The following is a 19,121-nucleotide window of genomic DNA, read 5'->3' on the forward strand; positions in this document are numbered from 1 at the left end:
AGTATTATTTACCTGTAATATTCAGTAAATCGTTTGCCAAATCAATGCGTTTATTCGGCCACTACTTTTTCGAGAGTAGATTCAAAACGCTCAACAGCGCCATCAACGTTAGTCAGTTTGTCAAAGCCAAATAGACCTAAGCGGAAAGTTTTAAAGCTATCAGGCTCGCCACATTTAAGCGGAACGCCAGCAGCGATTTGCATGCCAAGCTCAGCGAACGCGCTGCCTTTATGCATATCATTGCGACTGGTATAAGAAACCACCACACCTGGGGCTCTAAAGCCTTCAGCTGCCACACTTTCGATACCTTGGGCCTCGAGTACTTTACGGATCTTATTACCCAGTTCCCACTGTGCATCACATAGTGTCTCGAAACCAATTTCTTTGGCTTCATTAATCGTGTCACGGAACTGACGTAAGCTATCAGTAGGCATGGTCGCATGGTAAGCATGACCGCCATTCTCATAAGCGCGCATAATAGTGAGCCACTGTTTTAAGTCGAGGCTAAAGCTATTAGATTCGGTAGTTTCCACTTTTTTGACTGCCGCGTCGCTAAGCATAACCAGACCAGCACAAGGGGTACTGCTCCAGCCTTTTTGCGGGGCACTGATAATCACGTCAATACCCAGCGCTTTCATATCAAGCCAGACACAACCTGAAGCGATGCAATCGATGACCAATAAACCACCAACGCTATGAACAGCGTCACTCAGGGCTTTAATATAATCATTCGGTAAGATAATACCGGCTGAAGTTTCAACATGTGGTGCAAATACGATACCAGGCTTGTGTTCTTTGATTTTGGCAACAGCAGTTTCGATATCAACGGGAGCAAATGGCTTGGGCGCATCAGTATCTTCAGTGCGGTCAGCAGCCAAGACAGTAGTGGTGTTACCGATATTATTTTTTTCTAAAATTTGGGTCCAACGGTAGCTAAACCAACCGTTACGAATGATTAGGCAATCTTGGTCTCTTGCTAGCTGAGCGGCGACCGCTTCCATGCCATACGTACCAGCGCCTGGAATAATAGCCACGGCATCAGCGTTATAAACTGATTTTAGCTCCGTAGATAAGTCATTCATCACTTGCTGAAAAGCTTTTGACATGTGGTTGAGGGCGCGGTCAGTATAAACCACTGAATATTCTAATAAGCCTTCTGGATCAATATCTTTAAGTAATGCAGGCATAGCACGTTCCTTGTTCATGGTTAGATTATTTAGATGTTATTAAAATTTGGGTGTATATTTTTGAATGCCCGCTTTGAAAGCCTGTAGTTTTCACTATTAAGATAGCTATCGATAAGGTTACTACTATGGGCATTACTAACTATCGGCAGTAATAATTGGGTATTTATAGACAGTAAGACATAGGATTGACGATATAGCACTTTATCCTAGCGCTATTGCCGTTGGTAAGGTATGTCCTATGCAAGGCTGCATGTGACATCAGCGCCATCATGGGTGCTGCGCGGAGGCAGACAGATGATAATGACTACTGTTGATCTCGCTCACTTAACTCTGTTGAGCTAAAGTGTTGAGCGACAGTCGTCAGAGATATGGCAACGTACACGACGTAGACATTACCATAGCAGTATCATGACTCAGTACAATCATGACAGCTTGATATTAGCATTGATAATGGTGGTTGACAACGGATTGTTCGCTTAGCGGTAACTCTAGCATAATTTTCTATTTACCAATGGTCTTATCAGTGCAGTTCCTAGTAAGTTGTTAGCAGTTTGCCAATAACTTACTGCCTATTTTTAGCGACTATAAGCGTCGTTAGCGGCTATAAGCGTCCTGTAGCCCTGAGACCACAAAGTCTAGCAGCTCACTATCACCTTCAGCTGCCGCCTTACGCATAAGCTTCGATGGTGCATGAGTCAGGGTTTGAGTCAAACGCCGTGATAACTCAGCAATCACTTCTTCAGGGCTCGCATCGCCACGCTGCAGTTCGCCGATCGACTCAATAAGTAACTTGTCCACTTGCACATGGGTACGGTCACGATACTGCTGAATATCTTTGCCTACTTGGCGCACTTGAAAGCGGCGTTCTATGTCAACGACCAATTGACTGACTAGCAACTCAGCATCAACAGCAGCTTGACGGCGCTGTTCGATATTACCAGCGATTACATGCTGTAGGTCATCGACAGAATAAAGATAAACATCATCAATCTGACTGACAGCCGAATCAATATCACGCGGCACGGCCAAGTCTATCATCAGCATCGGCTGGTAACGGCGGCTTTTAAGCGCTTGGGTGGTCATGGTCTTATCAATCAGTAAGTCCATGCTACCACTACAGCTACTAACAATATCAGCCTCCGCCAACACTTGTGGTAGCTCTTGTAGCGTCCTAATTTCTACGCTGCGGTTAGGCTGACGCAGCTCAGCGGCTAGCGCTTCAGCACGCTCAGGACTACGGTTACAGATAATCACCCGTCCAACACCAAGCCCTGCAATATGAGTAGCGACTAAGCGATTCATTTCGCCAGCGGCCACCACCAATAAGGTACGACTGGGTAGGTTATCAAAAATCTGGGTCACTAATTTAGCGGCTGCAAAGCCAAGCGATACTGCATGGGCGCCCACATTGGTCTCATTACGCACCCGTTTAGATGCGGCAAATACCTGGTCAATAATCCAGCCTAACTGATTGCTTAGTGCGTGCTCAGTTTGCGCGAGATGAACGGCTTGCTTAATTTGACCGAGTATTTGCGGCTCGCCTAATATCATCGAGTCCAGACCAGCTGCGACTCGTAACCAATGAGTGAGCGCGTGGGTGTCACGATGCACATACAAATACTGGTCAATCTCAGCGACAGAAAACTGCTTGAAATTAGCCAGCCAAGTTTTAATATGATTAATATAGGCGCTTGTAGCTTCTGATGTGACGCCAGAGTTGGAGCCATTAATGGCAGTGCCACTACTATTAGAAAGTGCTGTAGATGAGCTTGTCGCTGTATTATTATTAGTCGCATGCGCTTGTGGTACCAGCGCATATATTTCAGTGCGATTGCAAGTCGAGACAATCACGCTACCATCAGTAAAGCCTTTGAGCTGCTCAAGCGCAATAGTGACATCCTCACCCACGAGCGCCAGGCGCTCACGTAAAGCGACTGGTGCGGTGTTATGATTGACCCCAATGACCACTAATCTCATTATTGATAGACCATAAACATAACGCTCATTTACTTGCAAAGCCACTGTTCTGTTTTTAAAATCGGACTTTAAAAGCGAGTGTTAAAAGCGGGTGAAATTCGTTTTGAATAGCAGGCTAAAACATACTATGATCAAACGCCATTAGCCGCATAAATCATGAGCGTTATTGATTTGAATAGATTAAAGACCAGGTTAAAAATAGGTCAAAATCAGTTACGATAAGTATAAAACCGCCCATTATATCATTGTTACCGGCTTTATTTAATAATTGCTCTACAGCCTTACCACTATCTACTTGTATTTGGGTAACCTAACGACAAATCAACTGCTCTGATGACTTTTAATTATCATTATTCATATCTATTTTAGGTTTTGAAACCCTTGCTGCAAATACAGTTGAGCTAATGAGCCATTGACTTCCCGCGTCTTAATTGCTCGTGTTTGCATGACCTGTTTGAATAATTTAAATAACGTGTTTGAATAAATAGTATCGCTATGGCGTTATTTCCATTAAGCCCGTTTTTATTATGGTTCCGGGTCGTGGTGAGTATTTTTCGGCCCTAATGGCATTTTTCAGCTCTAATAACCTTGAGCCCTAATAACCTTGTGCCCTAATAACCTTGATAGTAACGATACACGTTTAAATCTAATCAATTTTGCCAGTGTTTGAGTAACATGAGCACTATTGTTTATAATACTCATCCACCTATATAATACCTGCAATATATGTCTGTGATAATATTATAATAAGTACGTAATAAAGTAGCCTTAAGGCCAAGTAATACATAAAGTGACCTTATGGATAAAAGGACATGAGTACATACTAGGATGGGTAACTAATGGGTGAATACTGCTGTCTATGATTTTTTTTGGATTATCGTTACAATCACAACTTGAGCATAGCGACCAATTTAGCCTCCAAGCTCTATTGCGCGTCATCATTGACCGACTATGCCGGCATCATAAGCTAACGTTACTGTTGGCCGCTTGCCTATGCTTAGGGACGCCTGCTCATGCCAATCTACTAAATTTATCACCAGATACTGTCATCACTACTACGACAAGAATTAGTACCTCGGCAGCCCCTTCCGATAGTGACAAAGGCAATAGTAGTAAAAGAATAAAAATGGCAGCTAGTGTGGCTACTTTTACTAGCCTACCATCAGCAACCGTATGGCAGACTGGGCTTAACGAGCCGAGCCTATATAGCCTTTTGGATGCCGAGTTCGCAGCTGATCGCGGGGATACCCGCCGTGCCTTGGCTATTTATAAACAGCAGTCTTTTAAAGAAGATGCTACCGCCGTATTTGAGCGAGCGCTTAGTTTGTCTTTACGTAACGAGACTGTGGGCGCCTCATTACAGTTTGCCAAGACTTGGCAAGACCAAAACCCTGACCACGTTCCTGCTTGGTTTTATGTCGCACATCTGGCCCTAAGAGCACACGATTATACACTGGCTAGCGAAACCTTGAACCGCATCCTACGCTATGACCCTCGTGCCGATTTAAGCGAAATTCTTATTGGCATCTATCCCGATACAGACAATGACAAGCGTGAATTGCTTGCCGCTTTGCAGCCTCTTGATAGCGAGCAAAATGCCTCATTGTCAGTACTAAAAGCAGGGCTGCTCTACCAGTTCAATGAACCTCAAGAAGCCCTTATTCATATTAATCGGGCGTTGGATCGCCAGCCAGACTATGTGCCGTTTATTACGCTAAAAGCTGACATTTTGCGTAAAACTGAACCAGACGCGACAGTGCTGATTTATGTCAACCAATCACGTCTGCGTAATCCTAGTAGCAAAAGCTTATACCTATATGAAATTCGCTACTTGCTTGATTTGAAGCAAAGCCAAGACGCATGGCAGCTATTGCTTGATGCACATAATCGCTTTAATGATGATGCTGAAATTACCTTATTGGCAGCGCTGGTCAGTTTAGACATTGAAGAGTACCGCAGCGCTGATCAGCTGCTTAATATGCTCGCAAAAAACTCAGCTTATCTTGACCAAGCCTATTATTACCTTGGCATCAGTGCAGAGCGTCAGCAGCGCTTTGAGCAGGCTAAATACTACCTAAATGCGGTCATGCAGGAAGACTTAGTGCTGGCGGCACGCAAAAAGGTTATGGCTTTTGAATTACTGAACAATGATGTGGATGCAGCAATAGCCACGCTACAAAAACTGCGTCGACAGTTTGAGGTATTCGCCCCTGAAACCTATGTGTTACAAGCAGATATCTTATGGCAGCAAGAAGAGCCCATTGAGGCATTGCGACTATTAACCCGCGCCAGCCGTAAATATCCTGATAATGAAACCTTACTTTTTGCTCGCGTCCAATTGCTTGACGACCGTAATGATTACGTGATCAAACGTACTTTACTCAACCATTTACAAGCGCTGGCGCCTAGTAATCTATCTTATCAGCTCAGCTACGCGCAATTACTGCTGTCTAACGATCGCAGCTCCGAGCAAGGTTTAGCGCTGGCAACGACTGTCATTCAAATTCGTTACGATGACCCACGTTATGACAATGAGCTACACCTACAAGCGTTAAATGTGCTGGCCAGTAGCGCCTTAGCCTATAATAATTACAGCCAGGTTATCGATTATCTGCAAACGCCTTATGATGTACTGCCTAACTTACGTTCAGGTGTGCTGTTACTCCGCGCTTACCAAGGCTTAGGCGATAATGCTAAAGTTGAAGCGTTATTAGTAGATCTACAGCTACGCTTCTCATTTGGACAGCACAACGTCAATGACCGTATACAACTTTATTAACGCCGGTTTAAGATGATCTCAAGTTCGATATGACTGTGAGAAAGGCCTATGAGCGAACTTCCTGTACACCTCGCTTATAATAAGCCAACAACGGTGCATAACAGGGTAACAACCAAGGCTTAAGCTAACTTATTAAAATTAAATCTCTTTAAGTTTGTAAATTTTGAGGAAAAGTCATGTTATCTATAAAAACAAGCCGCCATAAATCCGCTAAATTAGCCATGTTTGCTGCCTTAACAGCAGCTTTGGGACTCGTATCTGGTTGTCAGTCTTTGCAAGGTGCGAACGCCACCACCCAACCTAGCTCTATCGTACCCGCACAAAAACTTAATAACTTTAACATCACCGGTAAAATCGGCGTGACCACCCCTAGCAATAGTGGCGCTCAAGGTGGCAGTGCTTTTTATGCCTGGGGTCAGCAAAACGAGCGCTTCGCTATTGAGCTGATTGGTGCGTTAGGGATTGGCAAGACCAATATCGAGTATGATGGTCAGACGGCCACTTTAGTGAGTGAAAAGACCGGCACCTTGACTGCAGATAATCCTGAGACCTTGCTACAAAAAGCCACTGGCTGGCAAGCGCCGATCTCGCAAATGCCTTACTGGATTTCTGGACGCTCGGCACCCTCAGACAGCGCGCCGCAAACTGATGCTCAAGGTCGACTTACTAGCTCGGTCAATGGTGCGTGGACAGCCAGCTTTAGTTATAAGGGCAGCGATAAGCTACCCAGTAAAATCAGCGCTGTACAGCCCGAAGGTCATAAAGTAGTCATGACTATTAATCATCGAAACCAATAAATCAATCACTAAAACTAATAAATGAATCGTCAAAAAGGCAAATCATAATATTTTTGATTGTCGTTTATAAAGACCCCTGTTTATGACTAAAAATGTGATTTATGACTGACAGTATAACGGTTACGCACGCCCTAATCACCCGCCTATCGCCTGCGAAGATTAATTTATTTTTGCATGTTACTGGTAAGCGTGCTGACGGTTACCACAACTTGCAGACGGTTTTTCGTCTGCTTGATTGGGGTGACTACCTACACTTTTTACCAGCCCAATTGCTGTTGATATCCACAACTGATAGTGACCTTGAAGCCACTATTACTTCCAGCATCAAAATTAATAACGATGGTCGCAATGACTTTGATAATGCTGTTAACAATGACGCGCAGCCTATTCCAGAAGTCCTATGCGCATCCGAGGTAGTGTTACCCACACTAAACCCTATTACCCATCAGCAGGCCGCTACACTTTGCGCTCAACTGCTGACACTCGACGGTGCTGAAACCATCACCGACAGCCTAGCTGATAACTTAATTATAAAAGCAGCACGCGCATTGTTAGCTTATGCCATCCCATTGGGTAGACTACCCGCTCGGCTACATCATGTTAGTATCACCCTAGATAAACGCTTGCCCATGGGCGCAGGATTGGGCGGGGGCTCCTCTAATGCAGCGACTGCTTTGCTGGTGCTTAATGAGCTTTGGCAATTAGATTTTAGTAATATGCAGCTACGCACTATTGGGGCAACCCTTGGGGCCGATGTGCCAATATTCATCTTTGGTCAAGATGCTATTGCAATGGGTATTGGCGAGCAGCTCACTGCGATTCATGTGCCCAATCAGCAGTACTTACTACTGACCCCGAATGCGCATATCAATACTGCCCAGCTGTTCGCGCATCCAGAGCTACAACGCAACACTACCCCGCTATCCGCTGCCACTATCCGTGACCAATCCTCGCATTACATCCAAACACTACGTGCCCCTTACAATAATGTTTTTGCGCCGGTGGTTGAGAGTCTTGCACCAGCGGTAGCTCAAGCTTTGCAATATCTGCGTGGTTTAGAGCCGCAAGCGTTAGGAGTAGCAAGGATGACCGGTTCCGGTAGCGCTGTATTTTTGCCATTAGACGCTCATCTGATGAATGAGACCGCGCTATTATCAGATTGGATAACAAATGCCCCATGCCCTGCCTATGTCGTCAATAATTTACAAAAGTCAATGTAATGTAAATATTATATAAATAGTCATCTAAATCACCAGCAGTGGTAGGATTAAGGGGATTAATTTGTTAAAATAGCTTCGACTTCAAATTATTATGAATAAAAGTCATAAAAAAGCGCAAATGACTTGCAATGTATGAAGATTAATTTATAATAGGTCGCCTTAATAGGGGTATAGCCAAGTTGGTAAGGCATCAGGTTTTGATCCTGACACCGTTGGTTCGAGTCCAGCTACCCCTACCATATTTTCAGTTTGCATCATGATAATTCGTCACTAATATAAATGGCCAGTTATCTTATAGCAATTGACAACAGCCTTCCAGTTTCGGTATAGTTCGCAACGAACACCGCTAGGAAGATGTTGTTTTTAGACGGTTTTTAACTGTTCTTCAAATGACTTAAAAGACAGCACCGCCATTCCAATGCTTAACGTTAAACATTGGCAGTGCTCAGTCTACACATTACAGGGGTATAGCCAAGTTGGTAAGGCATCAGGTTTTGATCCTGACACCGTTGGTTCGAGTCCAGCTACCCCTACCATTTTCTAGAGTCATGTTCACCACACTTTTCTTAATTTGAGCAGTTTGTCACTGCTTAGCGGTCGCTGCTTGAGTCACTCAATAGGACTTTTGTCATGCCTTATTTGGCGATTTTTACGGGTAATGCCCACCCAGAACTAGCGAAAACCGTAGCCGACCACCTTCATATTCCCCTTGGTAAAGCTGACATCACTCGTTTTTCTGATGGCGAAATTGCCGTGGAAATCAAAGAGCACGTGCGCGGTAAAGACGTGTTTATTATGCAGCCCACCTGTGCACCAACTAATGATAACTTGATGGAAATCATGATGATGGCTGACGCGTTGCGTCGCTCTAGTGCTGGTCGCATCACGGCTGTCATGCCTTATTTTGGTTATGCCCGTCAAGATCGCCGTCCGCGCTCAGCTCGTGTGCCTATCTCTGCTAAAGTCGTCGCTGATATGCTCAATATCGTCAGCATCGACCGGGTCATGACTGTTGATTTGCACTCGGATCAGATTCAAGGCTTTTTTGATATCCCAGTTGACAACATCTACGCGACTCCTGTCCTGCTTAACGACCTTAGAAAACAAGATTATGACAACATCATGGTGGTGTCACCTGACGTTGGTGGGGTAGTACGTGCCCGTGCAATGGCCAAACAATTAGGCGGTACCGATTTAGCCATTATTGACAAACGCCGTGCGCGCGCTAATGAGTCACAAGTCATGCATATTATTGGTGACGTTCGTGACCGCGACTGTGTGATTGTTGATGATATGGTTGATACTGCAGGTACTCTATGTAAGGCGGCGCAAGCACTAAAAGACAGTGGCGCACGTCGCGTGGTCGCTTACGTTACGCATCCAGTATTGTCAGGTCATGCCCTGAAAAATATCAGCGAGTCGGTACTAGATGAAATCGTAGTTACTGATACTATTCCATTGTCTGATGCTGCCAGAGCTTGTAGCAAAATTCGCCAAATCTCTATCGCGCCGATGCTGGCTGAAAGCTTACGTCGTATTAATAACGAAGAGTCTATCAGTGCCATGTTTGATGCCTAAATGATTGAATTATAGTTACTGGTCTATTAGTTACTGGTCTATTAATTACTGAGCTATTAGTTGCTAGTCTGCTGTTGGACGACTCAAATAAGCAACACTAATGTGCAAAAATTAGCGTCAAGATCTAATACCAATATTAGTGTTGGATTAGTCTTGGCGCTAAGTGTTGTCTGTAAGACTTTATTATTGCTATAAAACCACGTATAATGCGCGCCTGTGCTAGTCATTTGCTCTATTTGAGCAGGACAGCATCAAAAAAGTGCTGAGCATGCCATACGACGACGGCTATGATAATAATGATTATCGAGCCAAACGACTGACGGTAGCGAATAGCACTATGTCGTTGTTACTGGTTTTATCGTTGGTAACCATGACTGATGGCTATCATCACCTATTAGTGGATCGGTCGCAAATCCACTTTTTAGACCCGACACTTCATCTATTTTTTTATAGGATTATACCCATGAGCACTAATCATTTTGAACTATACACGGTCAATCGTTCTGCAGACCAGCAAGGTAAAGGTGCGAGCCGCCGCCTACGCAAGCAGAATCTTGTTCCTGCTATCATTTATGGTGGTAACGCAGAGCCAACAGCCATTTCTATCAAACTTAACGAGTTGGTAAAAGCGCTTGAATTTGAAGCCTTCTTCTCGCATATTTTGACTATTACCGTTGATGGCGAAGCACATCAAGTCGTTATCAAAGACTTACAGCGCCATCCTGCTAAAGGCTTCCCAATGCATGCTGACTTTCAGCGCATTGTGAAAGGTCAAAAAATCAGTATGAATGTTCCTATGCATTTTGTCGGTAGAGAAGATGCCCCAGGTACTGAAAAAGGCGGCGTACTATCTACGCTTGTATCAGATGTCGAAATCTCTTGCCTACCATCATTATTACCTGAGTACTTACAGTTAGATGTATCTACTATGGAAATTGGTGACCTATTCCGTCTATCAGACATCGATTTGCCTGAAGGCGTGGTTATTAATGAGCTTGAGCTAGAAGACGGTCATGACCGTACTATCGTCAACATGCAGCCACCAACGGTTGAAGAAGTTGATGAAGATGCTGAAACTGACGCTGACGAAGTTCCTTCTACTGAGCAAAGCGACAAAGCAGCTGCTGATGACGCAGACGGCGAATAATAAGCACATTAACTCCTGTTCTATAGGCACTTATGGTGTCCTATTTAAACGGTAAATTAGCTTATTGTGCTTATGTTCAAAAAACAGCAGGGGATAAACGTCTCCTGCTGTTTTTGTAAGTGATATTTGAAGACCCCGAATCTGAAACTTTGGATTTAAAATCCTTAAAAAATGGCCTGTGTTACACCTTAATTTAGCCATATATTTATTTAGGGAACAAACAGCAAATTTTCAACCAGTTATCCCTCCCTCATTGATTACAAGCAGAGTACAGTCATGTCCCTAAAGCTTATCGTCGGTCTTGGCAATCCTGGTCAACAGTATATGTTTACCCGTCACAATGCAGGTTTTTGGTTCGTACATCATTTAGCGCAGCAGTTTAATATTGCCCTGAGCCCTGACAAAAAATTTCACGGAGTGACTGGGCGTGGACAAATTCATGGGCATGATGTGCGGCTATTATTACCGCTGACCTTTATGAATAAGTCTGGTGAGTCAGTGGTGCCGATGGTTAATTTTTATGACATTCATAACGACCAGTTACTCATCGCTCATGACGAGCTGGATATTCCAGCAGGTAGTATCAAGCTAAAAACTGGGGGCGGTCATGGCGGTCATAATGGTCTGCGTGATATTACCCCGCACCTTGGCAATGACTTTCACCGTTTACGTGTGGGCATTGGTCACCCAGGCCATAAGTCTAAAGTCACAGGGCATGTACTCTCTAAAGCCTCGCCTGATGAACAGATCGCTATTGATAGTGCGCTCACTGCGGCCTTTGAGTCGCTACCACTATTATTAGCAGGTGATATTGAACGCGCGCGTACGCAAATTAATGGCTTTAAATTACCAGACTGACAAGGTATGATGCGTTTTTTCTTATAGTAAATGTTTTGACGGCTGGTCGATATGAACCACGTCAACGCCCATTGTAGTTTCGCCGGTAGCAGCACTAACTGCTATCTCAAGCTTGGGCTCCGTGCTCAAGTTTGCGCGCTGAACCGGTTCCTTACCCTTTAATGTGACGGTAAGCACCCCCACTAACTTATTACTTTTTACTTTTATTACGCTAAGGAAGCAATCCATGCTACTTAATATGCTTAAATGCAAATTGCACCGTGCCCGCGTCACGCATGCTGAGCTCCACTATGAAGGCTCGTGCGGCATTGACGGCGATTTATTAGACCTCGCTGGTCTGCGCGAAAATGAGTCCATCGACATCTATAATGTCACCAATGGCAAACGCTTTCGTACCTACGCTATTCGTGCTGAAGCCGGCTCTGGTATCATCTCATTGAACGGTGCTGCCGCTCATATGGCTGACTTAGGCGATATCGTTATCATTTGTGCCTACGCTCATTTTGATGAAGCCGAAGCAGACACTTATCAACCAAAGCTGGTCTATTGCAACGAAGACAATACTGTTAAAGACACAGCTAATATCATTCCAGTACAAGTCGCTTAAAGACTGGTTTTGTCTGGAATATCAGTTACTTACTTTTCTTGTCAGCAAAGTATCTATTTTAGCTAGTAATTAACAAATACTACACAGGTAGCAAAGTTATTAAAGGTATTCTTACCTCTCCATAGGGAACTTATACTGGCATAAAAGCTGAGTCTAAATAGAGACTCAGCTTTTTTTATGTCTATTGATTGGTACTTTTTTTACATTAACTTATTCATAAGGAAGCCTACTCATGTGGTTGGCAGTTATTGCAGTAATTATTGGACTGGCAATCTTAGTTTGGAGTGCCGATGTTTTTATTGATGGGGCAACAGTATTAGCGAAAAGGCTAAGGATTCCTAGTTTTTTAATAGGCATGCTGATCATAGGTATAGGCACGTCAGCACCTGAATTGGTAGTCTCGGTATTAGCCGCGTTAGAAGGTAGCCCTGATTTGGCTTTAGGTAATGCCTATGGCTCTAATATCGTAAATATTGCCTTAGTCTTAGGGGCCACGTTACTGATAAGCCCTCTTATTATTCGTAAAGGTGTCGTCAAGCGGGATCTACCGATACTAGTATTAATTACCGCTTTGGCAGGGTGGCAGCTGCGTGATGGAAGGCTAAGTCAAGCTGACGGTATCGTATTATTACTAGTTTTGGTCATAGTAATAGGTCTGCAAGTTATATTGAGCCTACGCGCGGGTAATTCAGAGATTGAGCATGAGCATAAAGACGATGTGATAATCAAAAATGAAGGTCTGGAGCATGTAGAACCAAGCTTAATACGCGGCTTAGTGAGCTTGTTTATTGGCCTACTTATTTTAGTGCTGAGCTCGCGCGCTATCGTTTGGGGGGCGATTGAATTAGCAACGTTATGGGGAGTCAGTGAGCTGATTATCGGCTTGACGGTGGTCGCTATTGGCACCTCCTTGCCTGAGCTGGTATCGAGCTTATCAGCAGCTCGTAAAGGCGAGCATGACATGGCATTAGGCAATATTATTGGCTCTAATATATTTAATACTTTAGGGGTGGTGGGGGTAGCGGCGATTATTGTACCGATTACCGCCAATCCAGTTATTCTGTCGCGCGACGTTTTAGTGATGGCAGTACTGACCCTATTGCTCTTTATGATGTGTCTGTTCGCCTTTATAACCAAACGCAAACTAGGCCGCCTAGCTGGAATTGTGCTGGTGCTATTCTTCATCGGTTATACCCTATGGTTAATCCAGACAGCCAGTATTTAGTCCATAACTCTATGAAAAGGGATACTCATCAAGTTGATTGTATCTCTAAACAAACCCTAGCAATCTTTACGGTAGCTCGACTATAACCGGTCAATATTGATGATAATGTTGATGACAATATTGATTGATCATTACTTTGACATTTATTAATAAAACTAAAGATAGAGTCAAATTACTTAAGTTATTTTTATAACTTAATCAAAAACCTGTGCTAATATAAAAGCTGAAACAATGCTGTTTCAGCTTTTTTTATACCTGTTATTAGTGCTTTTATTAGCAGTAATCTTTTGGTATTTTTTATAGATAAGGAAATAAAATTATGTGGTTGGCCGTAACTGCGGTAGTAATAGGTCTTATAATTTTGGTCTGGAGCGCTGATGTCTTTATTGATGGCGCAGTAGCCTTAGCAAATAAGCTAAACGTTCCAAGTTTTTTGATTGGGGTGATCATTTTGGGGCTAGGTACCTCAGCACCTGAGATGGTAGTGTCCGTATTGGCAGCACTAGAGGGTAGCCCAGAACTGGCATTGGGTAATGCTTATGGCTCCAACATTATCAATATTGCCTTAGTTTTAGGGGTAACCGTATTGATAAGTCCAATCATCATTCGCAAGAGCATCATTAAACGTGATATGCCTTTATTATTGTTAGTAACGGCAGTGGCAGCCTGGCAGCTAAGCGACGGGGTCTTGAACAATACTGACGGGATTATACTCATAGTATTACTAGTAGTAGTCTTAGGTCTTCAAATTGTGCTGAGCCTACGTGAAGGCAATCATGAGCATGAAGATGATACTATAGAAGAAATTTCGGATTCTGAACACAGCATGGCGCGTGGTCTAGGTAGCTTGTTTCTTGGGCTATTAGTGCTGATATTGAGCTCACGAGCTATCGTTTGGGGCGCGGTCGAATTGGCTACACTTTGGGGTTTAAGTGAGCTAATTATTGGTTTAACTATTGTTGCCATCGGTACCTCATTACCTGAATTGGTAGCCAGTATATCAGCCGCGCGCAAAGGCGAGCATGATATGGCTTTGGGCAATATTATCGGATCTAATATTTTCAATACCTTAGCAGTAGTAGGATTGGCAGCACTTATCGCACCTATTGCCCCTAACGCCATCATCTTATCGCGCGATGTATTGGCTATGGGAGTTTTGACTCTGTTATTGTTTGCAATGTGTATATTTTCCTACAAAACTAAGCGTAAATTCGGTCGTGCCTCTGGGGTCACCTTAGTATTGTTCTTTGTCGGTTATTCCTTTTTACTTATCCGAACGGTTAGTATGTAAGTAGGGTCAGATGAACATAGTCGTACAAAAACCCTCATTTAAGAACCGTCAGTTAAGTTTTATTTTGCTTACGGTTCTTAAAACCACTCCATAAGCCTTCATGTTCTAGTTTGGGCATTTTTAGAGTGATGGTGTTGGATAGCATGTCTTGCACTGCCAGACCGCGGGGGTTAAAGAGGCAAAACACATAATTAAATATCCACCCCAAAAAAATACTGGCTAATAGAACAGCCCGTGATCCATCAATGACACTGCCAATAATACCGCACAACAATGGTATCAAACAGGCGGCGAAAATACGTTTAAATGACTGACCCCAAGTCAATAAATGACCGGTGCTGTTGACCGTTTTTAGCCGCCACGTTTGCATGCCTAATGTCTGACCGCCACGACGCCAAAACAGACCATAGAATCCGACCAGCGTCAGCACAAACGAGGGGGTCATGATAGAGTTCTGATACCAAGTTGGCAACGACTGCGCCTCTGCTGACTGGGTCCCAGCTTGCATCGTGAGCAGCGTACCGATAACGGTCAGTACCGTCCCCACCAAAAACAGTAGCGCCAGTATCAACATACCATCGTAGACAATAGCAACCACCCGCTCCGTTGGTTTGGCAATGGTAGGTTCTTCGACTTCGGGCAGGCGTCGTGATGGCATTTTGGCTCTAGATTTTGAGTTAGCAGCAGCTTTTGGTGTATTTTTTGGCATCATACAAGCTCATGGCAAGCGGAAAATAATAACTCTATTGTACCGTAATTAAACCCTTTATCGTACACAATCCTAATATGCTATCTGCAGATGAAACGAAAAGATACTGATTATAAATTTTGAGCAATTCTCATCAGATCGCTATGATATGCAACAAAATGTTTGTGACTATATAGTTAAAATACCTTAGAAACGCTAGGGTACTGCTGGTATAAGCTTTTTGCAGCCTCTGTCTGCGTAGGCACAGCAAGCAAGAAAAACTTATGCCAGCAGTAAATTATGTGTCGATATTACTTTTCATTGACTATAGGTTTGTGACTGTAGATTGGGTAAAGATAAGTGAGCAGCAAGCAGCATTGAGAGTCTGCGAGCATGATTTAAGAATAAAAGTATTAACTGCTCTTTGCTATATCGAGATTAGAGCGCATTTTTTGAACTGAGTGGGATCAATCTGTAAAAGTAGCAGACATAAAAAAACCGCCAGAGTGTCATAAGACAGGCGATTGATCTAGTATATAAGCGATGATGCAAATGGTGCGCCTGGAGAGATTCGAACTCCCGACCCCTTAGTTCGTAGCCAAGTGCTCTATCCAACTGAGCTACAGGCGCGTATTGCACATCATTTACTGCACAGTCAAAAACTATTACAGCAAATTAGGTTGGCTATTATATAGATAATACAGCTAGTGTCAATGCATTTTAACGATTAAGACAGAATTCTTTCTATTTCAAAAGTTAAATCATTTTTAACAGGAATAAGCTGCGTTCTAAATCTACAAACAACTAAATATAATGGAGGTGAAGGAGGGATTCGAACCCTCGATACGCGCAAACGTATGGTTCCTTAGCAGGGAACTGGTTTCAGCCACTCACCCACTTCACCAAACGACGTCAGACTTTTTAAGTTCTAAAAACAAGTATCAATGCTAATGATACGTCCTATGTCGTGGGCGAGTATTATATCAAAGCCAAAATAAATTGCAAGCGTTACACGTGGTTTTGGTAAGGCTTTTAGCATAATTTTGAATATTAATTGTTCCAAATGGCTCATAAGTGCTCATTTCTCTTATATTGCTCTCATTCTTAGCTGCTATAGCAGCCAAACAGCAGCTAGCGACTATACGTTACTATGGCTTTTTTAAATCAGGATGGCTATAGTAAGTAGCAGTCATTAGATACGATGAACAAAAATTATTGCACACTCATAATGAACCATAAAAGGAAAAGCTATGCGGCCGGTAGTATTGTGTTTTTCAGGGTTAGATCCGTCAGGCGGTGCTGGACTACAAGCAGATATTGAGGCGATTGGACAAGCAGGTGCCCATGCAGCAGTCGCCTGCACCGCCATCACGGTGCAAAACTCGCAGCAGGTGATTGGCTTCGAAGCGTGTGCGGCCACACTGGTAGAAGCTCAAGCAACGACTGTGCTAGATGACTTACCGGTTCGAGTCATTAAATCTGGCATGTTAGGTACCACAGATAACATCGCGATGCTAACGCGCTTATTTGCTGAACGGATAATCGCTGACGGCACGCCTTTTGTACTTGATCCCGTGCTAGTTGCTAACAGTGGTGGCAGTTTGGGCGATGAGCAAACGCTAGTAGCTGCCTTTAGAAAGCTGTTGCCCTATGCCACTTTAATTACCCCCAATACTCACGAACTGCGCGCATTGAGTGGCGAGCAAGATTTACATATTGGCGCGCAGAAGTTATGTGCCCAAGGAACACATGCAGTACTGGTCAAAACTTCGCATGACTTTGATAGCGGTGATATTGAGCAATATCTGTATGTGCAAGGTGAAATGATTCATCAGAGTACGCTATCACGCCTTGATGGTGAATTTCATGGTTCTGGCTGTTCGCTTGCTAGCTTCATTGCTGGACGCTTAGCGCTGGGCGATGCGCTCACAGCAGCGGTGATTGCGGCAGACCATTGGATCACCCAAACGCTCATTGCTGCTGACGCGCCGCATCCTGATGATGCTAAAGCTCAGTTGATACCGAATCGGTTCGTAAAAATAACAGCTAGTACTTAAGAGGATCTTAGACGTAAAAAAGACGCCTGATTACTAAGGCGTCTTTTTTGATAGCAAAATAGTAGGTCTCTATTAGACCGACTTAAATCAGTCCAGCCTAGCCTAGCCTAACATTGGCATAAAGTTTGAGGCCAAGCCACCAATGAAGATCTCTAGCAAGTAAAAAGCAAAGAAGGCCACCATAGGGGATAGATCGAGCATACCAAGGTTTGGCGTGATACGGCGGAACGGGGCTAAGATGGGCTCCGCTAAACGCATAATAATACCAATGACTGGATGCGAAGAGTTGGTAAACACCACAATCCAGCTGACAATAATAGAGCCAATTACCAGATAGCGACACATACGCAAAAAGTCTAAAACCAAGCTTACTGAGCCGGTGAAAAATAGCGGCACAGGCGCAATGCCTTGTTGAGTTAACGCAGCTTTACCAGAAATGTCTATCAGACGAATTAACAGCATCAGTACAATTGCAGCAATACTGATACGCCCTTGAGCCACGGTCGGAAAGATACGACCAAACACATCTACAATATGGGTCGCTTTGTAAGCCGGCCGAATCATAGGATCGCTTGCATCCATGTCTGCAAACTGTAGCATGAAGCGTATAAACACCAACAACATAGCGAAGGTGGTGACCAGATCAAAAATTTGCAATAACATGTTATTCATGAAGCGCTACTCAATATGCCCGTGTTAACAGATACCATTATTAAACTCTTATGCTTACAGCTAATATCACAACCACTATTAATATGGCTGGCTTTATAGCTGATTTTTTATAACCAATTAATCACTCATCTCATCACTCAGTGCTTGACTACGGTCAGCGCAGGCTTTCATAGCCTCAGCGATTTGACGACCGATCTCATTGCCTTGCATTGATTCAATCGCCGCTTGAGTGGTTCCGTTTAGCGACGTGACTTTACGACGTAGCTCAGCTGGCGCGTCATCACTGCCAATAGCCATTTTTGCTGCGCCTAGGACGGTTTGCATAGCGAGTGCTGAGGCTTGCTCTTTGTCCAACCCTAAGGCAATCCCGCCATCTATCATTGATTCGATAAAGTAAAAGACGTACGCGGGTGCTGAACCGGAAACTGCGGTCACCGCATGCATATGTTCTTCATTATCTACCCACATTACCAGACCTGACGCTTCCATCACTGCTGTTGCCAACCGTTGTTGTTCTTCAGTGGTATCATCGGTGCCATATAGACCCGTTGCACCCATTTGAATCATGGCTGGAGTGTTAGGCATAGCGCGCACAATATTGCGATAACCACCAAGCATACCGGATAAAATATCAGTCGATAAGCCCGCTGCTACTGAGATAACCAGCTGATTATCCAACACATCAGCAAATGCACTCACTACCACTTTCATCAGTTGCGGCTTTACCGCCAGCACAATCACGTCAGCATCAATAACGGCCGATTTTGGATCGGCGACCGGATCAACAGTCTTCAGGTGCTGGGCCGCTAAATGCTGACGCACTTCCGCGCTAGGATCTGCTACCGTAATCAGCTCAGGCTTGACACCACAGCTAATAAGCCCACTAATAAGGGCTTGGGCCATGTTCCCGCCACCGATGAAGCTAATTTTCTTGTTATCTAATACTGACATTCTGATCTCCTAAGAACAGTCCCCTATCGGCAACATTTAAAAGCACTCAAACTAATATAATGCTATTGAAAATGACACTCATTCTAT

General features: G+C 43.9%; 16 protein-coding genes and 4 tRNA genes. 12 read left to right on the plus strand and 8 right to left on the minus strand.

From position 1 onward, the window contains the following. Positions 1-50: 50 nt before the first annotated feature. Together RCH20_RS03145 and hemA are read right to left on the minus strand one after the other, a co-directional pair. Entirely contained in the window at positions 51-1,187 is a 1,137-nt protein-coding gene (locus RCH20_RS03145) for an aminotransferase class V-fold PLP-dependent enzyme (protein ID WP_327192569.1), read from the minus strand. 594 nt (positions 1,188-1,781) lie between these two features. Then, entirely contained in the window at positions 1,782-3,164 is a 1,383-nt protein-coding gene (gene hemA, locus RCH20_RS03150; protein ID WP_209955722.1) for a glutamyl-tRNA reductase, read from the minus strand. Positions 3,165-4,023: 859 nt separating this feature from the next. Between hemA and RCH20_RS03155 the strand changes: the two genes are divergently transcribed. From RCH20_RS03155 to pth, 8 genes are all read left to right on the plus strand, one after another. Then, positions 4,024-5,943: a hypothetical protein gene (locus tag RCH20_RS03155; protein WP_327192570.1), complete on the plus strand. Its 1,920-nt coding sequence runs from the start codon at positions 4,024-4,026 to the stop codon at positions 5,941-5,943. A gap of 176 nt (positions 5,944-6,119) precedes the next feature. Beyond that, on the plus strand, positions 6,120-6,740 hold the full coding sequence (gene lolB, locus RCH20_RS03160; RefSeq protein WP_209955726.1) for a lipoprotein insertase outer membrane protein LolB: 621 nt from the start codon (positions 6,120-6,122) through the stop codon (positions 6,738-6,740). Positions 6,741-6,841: 101 nt separating this feature from the next. After that, positions 6,842-7,960: a 4-(cytidine 5'-diphospho)-2-C-methyl-D-erythritol kinase gene (gene ispE, locus RCH20_RS03165; RefSeq protein WP_327192571.1), complete on the plus strand. Its 1,119-nt coding sequence runs from the start codon at positions 6,842-6,844 to the stop codon at positions 7,958-7,960. Positions 7,961-8,124: 164 nt separating this feature from the next. Beyond that, positions 8,125-8,199: transfer RNA gene (locus RCH20_RS03170), tRNA-Gln, on the plus strand. A 222-nt stretch (positions 8,200-8,421) separates the two neighbouring features. Next, positions 8,422-8,496: transfer RNA gene (locus RCH20_RS03175), tRNA-Gln, on the plus strand. A gap of 94 nt (positions 8,497-8,590) precedes the next feature. Beyond that, positions 8,591-9,538: a ribose-phosphate pyrophosphokinase gene (locus tag RCH20_RS03180; RefSeq protein ID WP_209955728.1), complete on the plus strand. Its 948-nt coding sequence runs from the start codon at positions 8,591-8,593 to the stop codon at positions 9,536-9,538. A gap of 463 nt (positions 9,539-10,001) precedes the next feature. Beyond that, positions 10,002-10,685, plus strand: a complete 684-nt coding sequence (locus tag RCH20_RS03185) for a 50S ribosomal protein L25/general stress protein Ctc (protein ID WP_209955730.1) — start codon at positions 10,002-10,004, stop codon at positions 10,683-10,685. Positions 10,686-10,961: 276 nt separating this feature from the next. Next, a complete protein-coding gene (pth, locus tag RCH20_RS03190; RefSeq protein WP_209955732.1) occupies positions 10,962-11,543 on the plus strand; it encodes an aminoacyl-tRNA hydrolase in 582 nt (193 codons plus the stop codon). A 21-nt stretch (positions 11,544-11,564) separates the two neighbouring features. On the opposite strand, the gene RCH20_RS03195 is transcribed toward pth, so the two are convergent. After that, the gene (locus tag RCH20_RS03195) at positions 11,565-11,771 is read right to left on the minus strand and encodes a hypothetical protein (protein WP_327192572.1); all 207 of its coding nucleotides are present in this window, start codon (positions 11,769-11,771) and stop codon (positions 11,565-11,567) included. Here RCH20_RS03195 and panD point away from each other — a divergent pair. The 3 genes from panD to RCH20_RS03210 all read left to right on the plus strand — a co-directional run bounded on the left by panD (position 11,770) and on the right by RCH20_RS03210 (position 14,666). Continuing rightward, a complete protein-coding gene (gene panD, locus RCH20_RS03200; RefSeq protein ID WP_209955734.1) occupies positions 11,770-12,150 on the plus strand; it encodes an aspartate 1-decarboxylase in 381 nt (126 codons plus the stop codon). The two genes, RCH20_RS03195 and panD, sit on opposite strands and share 2 nt — an antisense overlap. A 232-nt stretch (positions 12,151-12,382) precedes the next feature. Then, a complete protein-coding gene (locus RCH20_RS03205; RefSeq protein ID WP_327192573.1) occupies positions 12,383-13,375 on the plus strand; it encodes a calcium/sodium antiporter in 993 nt (330 codons plus the stop codon). A gap of 319 nt (positions 13,376-13,694) precedes the next feature. Continuing rightward, the gene (locus RCH20_RS03210) at positions 13,695-14,666 is read left to right on the plus strand and encodes a calcium/sodium antiporter (RefSeq protein ID WP_209955738.1); all 972 of its coding nucleotides are present in this window, start codon (positions 13,695-13,697) and stop codon (positions 14,664-14,666) included. Positions 14,667-14,718: 52 nt separating this feature from the next. On the opposite strand, the gene RCH20_RS03215 is transcribed toward RCH20_RS03210, so the two are convergent. The 3 genes from RCH20_RS03215 to RCH20_RS03225 all read right to left on the minus strand — a co-directional run bounded on the left by RCH20_RS03215 (position 14,719) and on the right by RCH20_RS03225 (position 16,258). Further along, positions 14,719-15,324, minus strand: a complete 606-nt coding sequence (locus tag RCH20_RS03215; RefSeq protein ID WP_442793094.1) for an RDD family protein — start codon at positions 15,322-15,324, stop codon at positions 14,719-14,721. A gap of 583 nt (positions 15,325-15,907) precedes the next feature. Then, a tRNA-Arg gene (locus RCH20_RS03220) sits at positions 15,908-15,984 on the minus strand. A gap of 184 nt (positions 15,985-16,168) precedes the next feature. Further along, positions 16,169-16,258: transfer RNA gene (locus RCH20_RS03225), tRNA-Ser, on the minus strand. Between the two features lie 346 nt (positions 16,259-16,604). Here RCH20_RS03225 and RCH20_RS03230 point away from each other — a divergent pair. Further along, positions 16,605-17,411, plus strand: a complete 807-nt coding sequence (locus RCH20_RS03230; RefSeq protein ID WP_327192574.1) for a hydroxymethylpyrimidine/phosphomethylpyrimidine kinase — start codon at positions 16,605-16,607, stop codon at positions 17,409-17,411. Between the two features lie 102 nt (positions 17,412-17,513). Here the strand turns inward: RCH20_RS03230 and RCH20_RS03235 are convergent, their stop codons facing one another. Together RCH20_RS03235 and proC are read right to left on the minus strand one after the other, a co-directional pair. Continuing rightward, on the minus strand, positions 17,514-18,083 hold the full coding sequence (locus RCH20_RS03235) for a YggT family protein (RefSeq protein WP_209955742.1): 570 nt from the start codon (positions 18,081-18,083) through the stop codon (positions 17,514-17,516). Between the two features lie 117 nt (positions 18,084-18,200). Next, positions 18,201-19,034: a pyrroline-5-carboxylate reductase gene (gene proC, locus RCH20_RS03240; protein ID WP_209955744.1), complete on the minus strand. Its 834-nt coding sequence runs from the start codon at positions 19,032-19,034 to the stop codon at positions 18,201-18,203. Between the last annotated feature and the right edge of the window lie 87 nt (positions 19,035-19,121).

Source organism: Psychrobacter sp. PL15 (assembly GCF_035984995.1).
Taxonomy (GTDB): Bacteria; Pseudomonadota; Gammaproteobacteria; order Pseudomonadales; family Moraxellaceae; genus Psychrobacter.

Bases quoted from the DNA above. Each gene is read 5' to 3' on its own strand.
- RCH20_RS03155 (WP_327192570.1), top strand. From the start codon at position 4,024: ATGATTTTTTTTGGATTATCGTTACAATCACAACTTGAGCATAGCGAC.
- RCH20_RS03235 (WP_209955742.1), bottom strand. From the start codon at position 18,083: ATGAATAACATGTTATTGCAAATTTTTGATCTGGTCACCACCTTCGCT.
- panD (WP_209955734.1), top strand. From the start codon at position 11,770: ATGCTACTTAATATGCTTAAATGCAAATTGCACCGTGCCCGCGTCACG.
- RCH20_RS03185 (WP_209955730.1), top strand. From the start codon at position 10,002: ATGAGCACTAATCATTTTGAACTATACACGGTCAATCGTTCTGCAGAC.
- RCH20_RS03195 (WP_327192572.1), bottom strand. From the start codon at position 11,771: ATGGATTGCTTCCTTAGCGTAATAAAAGTAAAAAGTAATAAGTTAGTG.
- RCH20_RS03215 (WP_442793094.1), bottom strand. From the start codon at position 15,324: ATGCCATCACGACGCCTGCCCGAAGTCGAAGAACCTACCATTGCCAAA.
- RCH20_RS03210 (WP_209955738.1), top strand. From the start codon at position 13,695: ATGTGGTTGGCCGTAACTGCGGTAGTAATAGGTCTTATAATTTTGGTC.
- hemA (WP_209955722.1), bottom strand. From the start codon at position 3,164: ATGAGATTAGTGGTCATTGGGGTCAATCATAACACCGCACCAGTCGCT.
- RCH20_RS03145 (WP_327192569.1), bottom strand. From the start codon at position 1,187: ATGCCTGCATTACTTAAAGATATTGATCCAGAAGGCTTATTAGAATAT.
- RCH20_RS03230 (WP_327192574.1), top strand. From the start codon at position 16,605: ATGCGGCCGGTAGTATTGTGTTTTTCAGGGTTAGATCCGTCAGGCGGT.
- RCH20_RS03180 (WP_209955728.1), top strand. From the start codon at position 8,591: ATGCCTTATTTGGCGATTTTTACGGGTAATGCCCACCCAGAACTAGCG.
- pth (WP_209955732.1), top strand. From the start codon at position 10,962: ATGTCCCTAAAGCTTATCGTCGGTCTTGGCAATCCTGGTCAACAGTAT.
- lolB (WP_209955726.1), top strand. From the start codon at position 6,120: ATGTTATCTATAAAAACAAGCCGCCATAAATCCGCTAAATTAGCCATG.
- ispE (WP_327192571.1), top strand. From the start codon at position 6,842: ATGACTGACAGTATAACGGTTACGCACGCCCTAATCACCCGCCTATCG.
- proC (WP_209955744.1), bottom strand. From the start codon at position 19,034: ATGTCAGTATTAGATAACAAGAAAATTAGCTTCATCGGTGGCGGGAAC.
- RCH20_RS03205 (WP_327192573.1), top strand. From the start codon at position 12,383: ATGTGGTTGGCAGTTATTGCAGTAATTATTGGACTGGCAATCTTAGTT.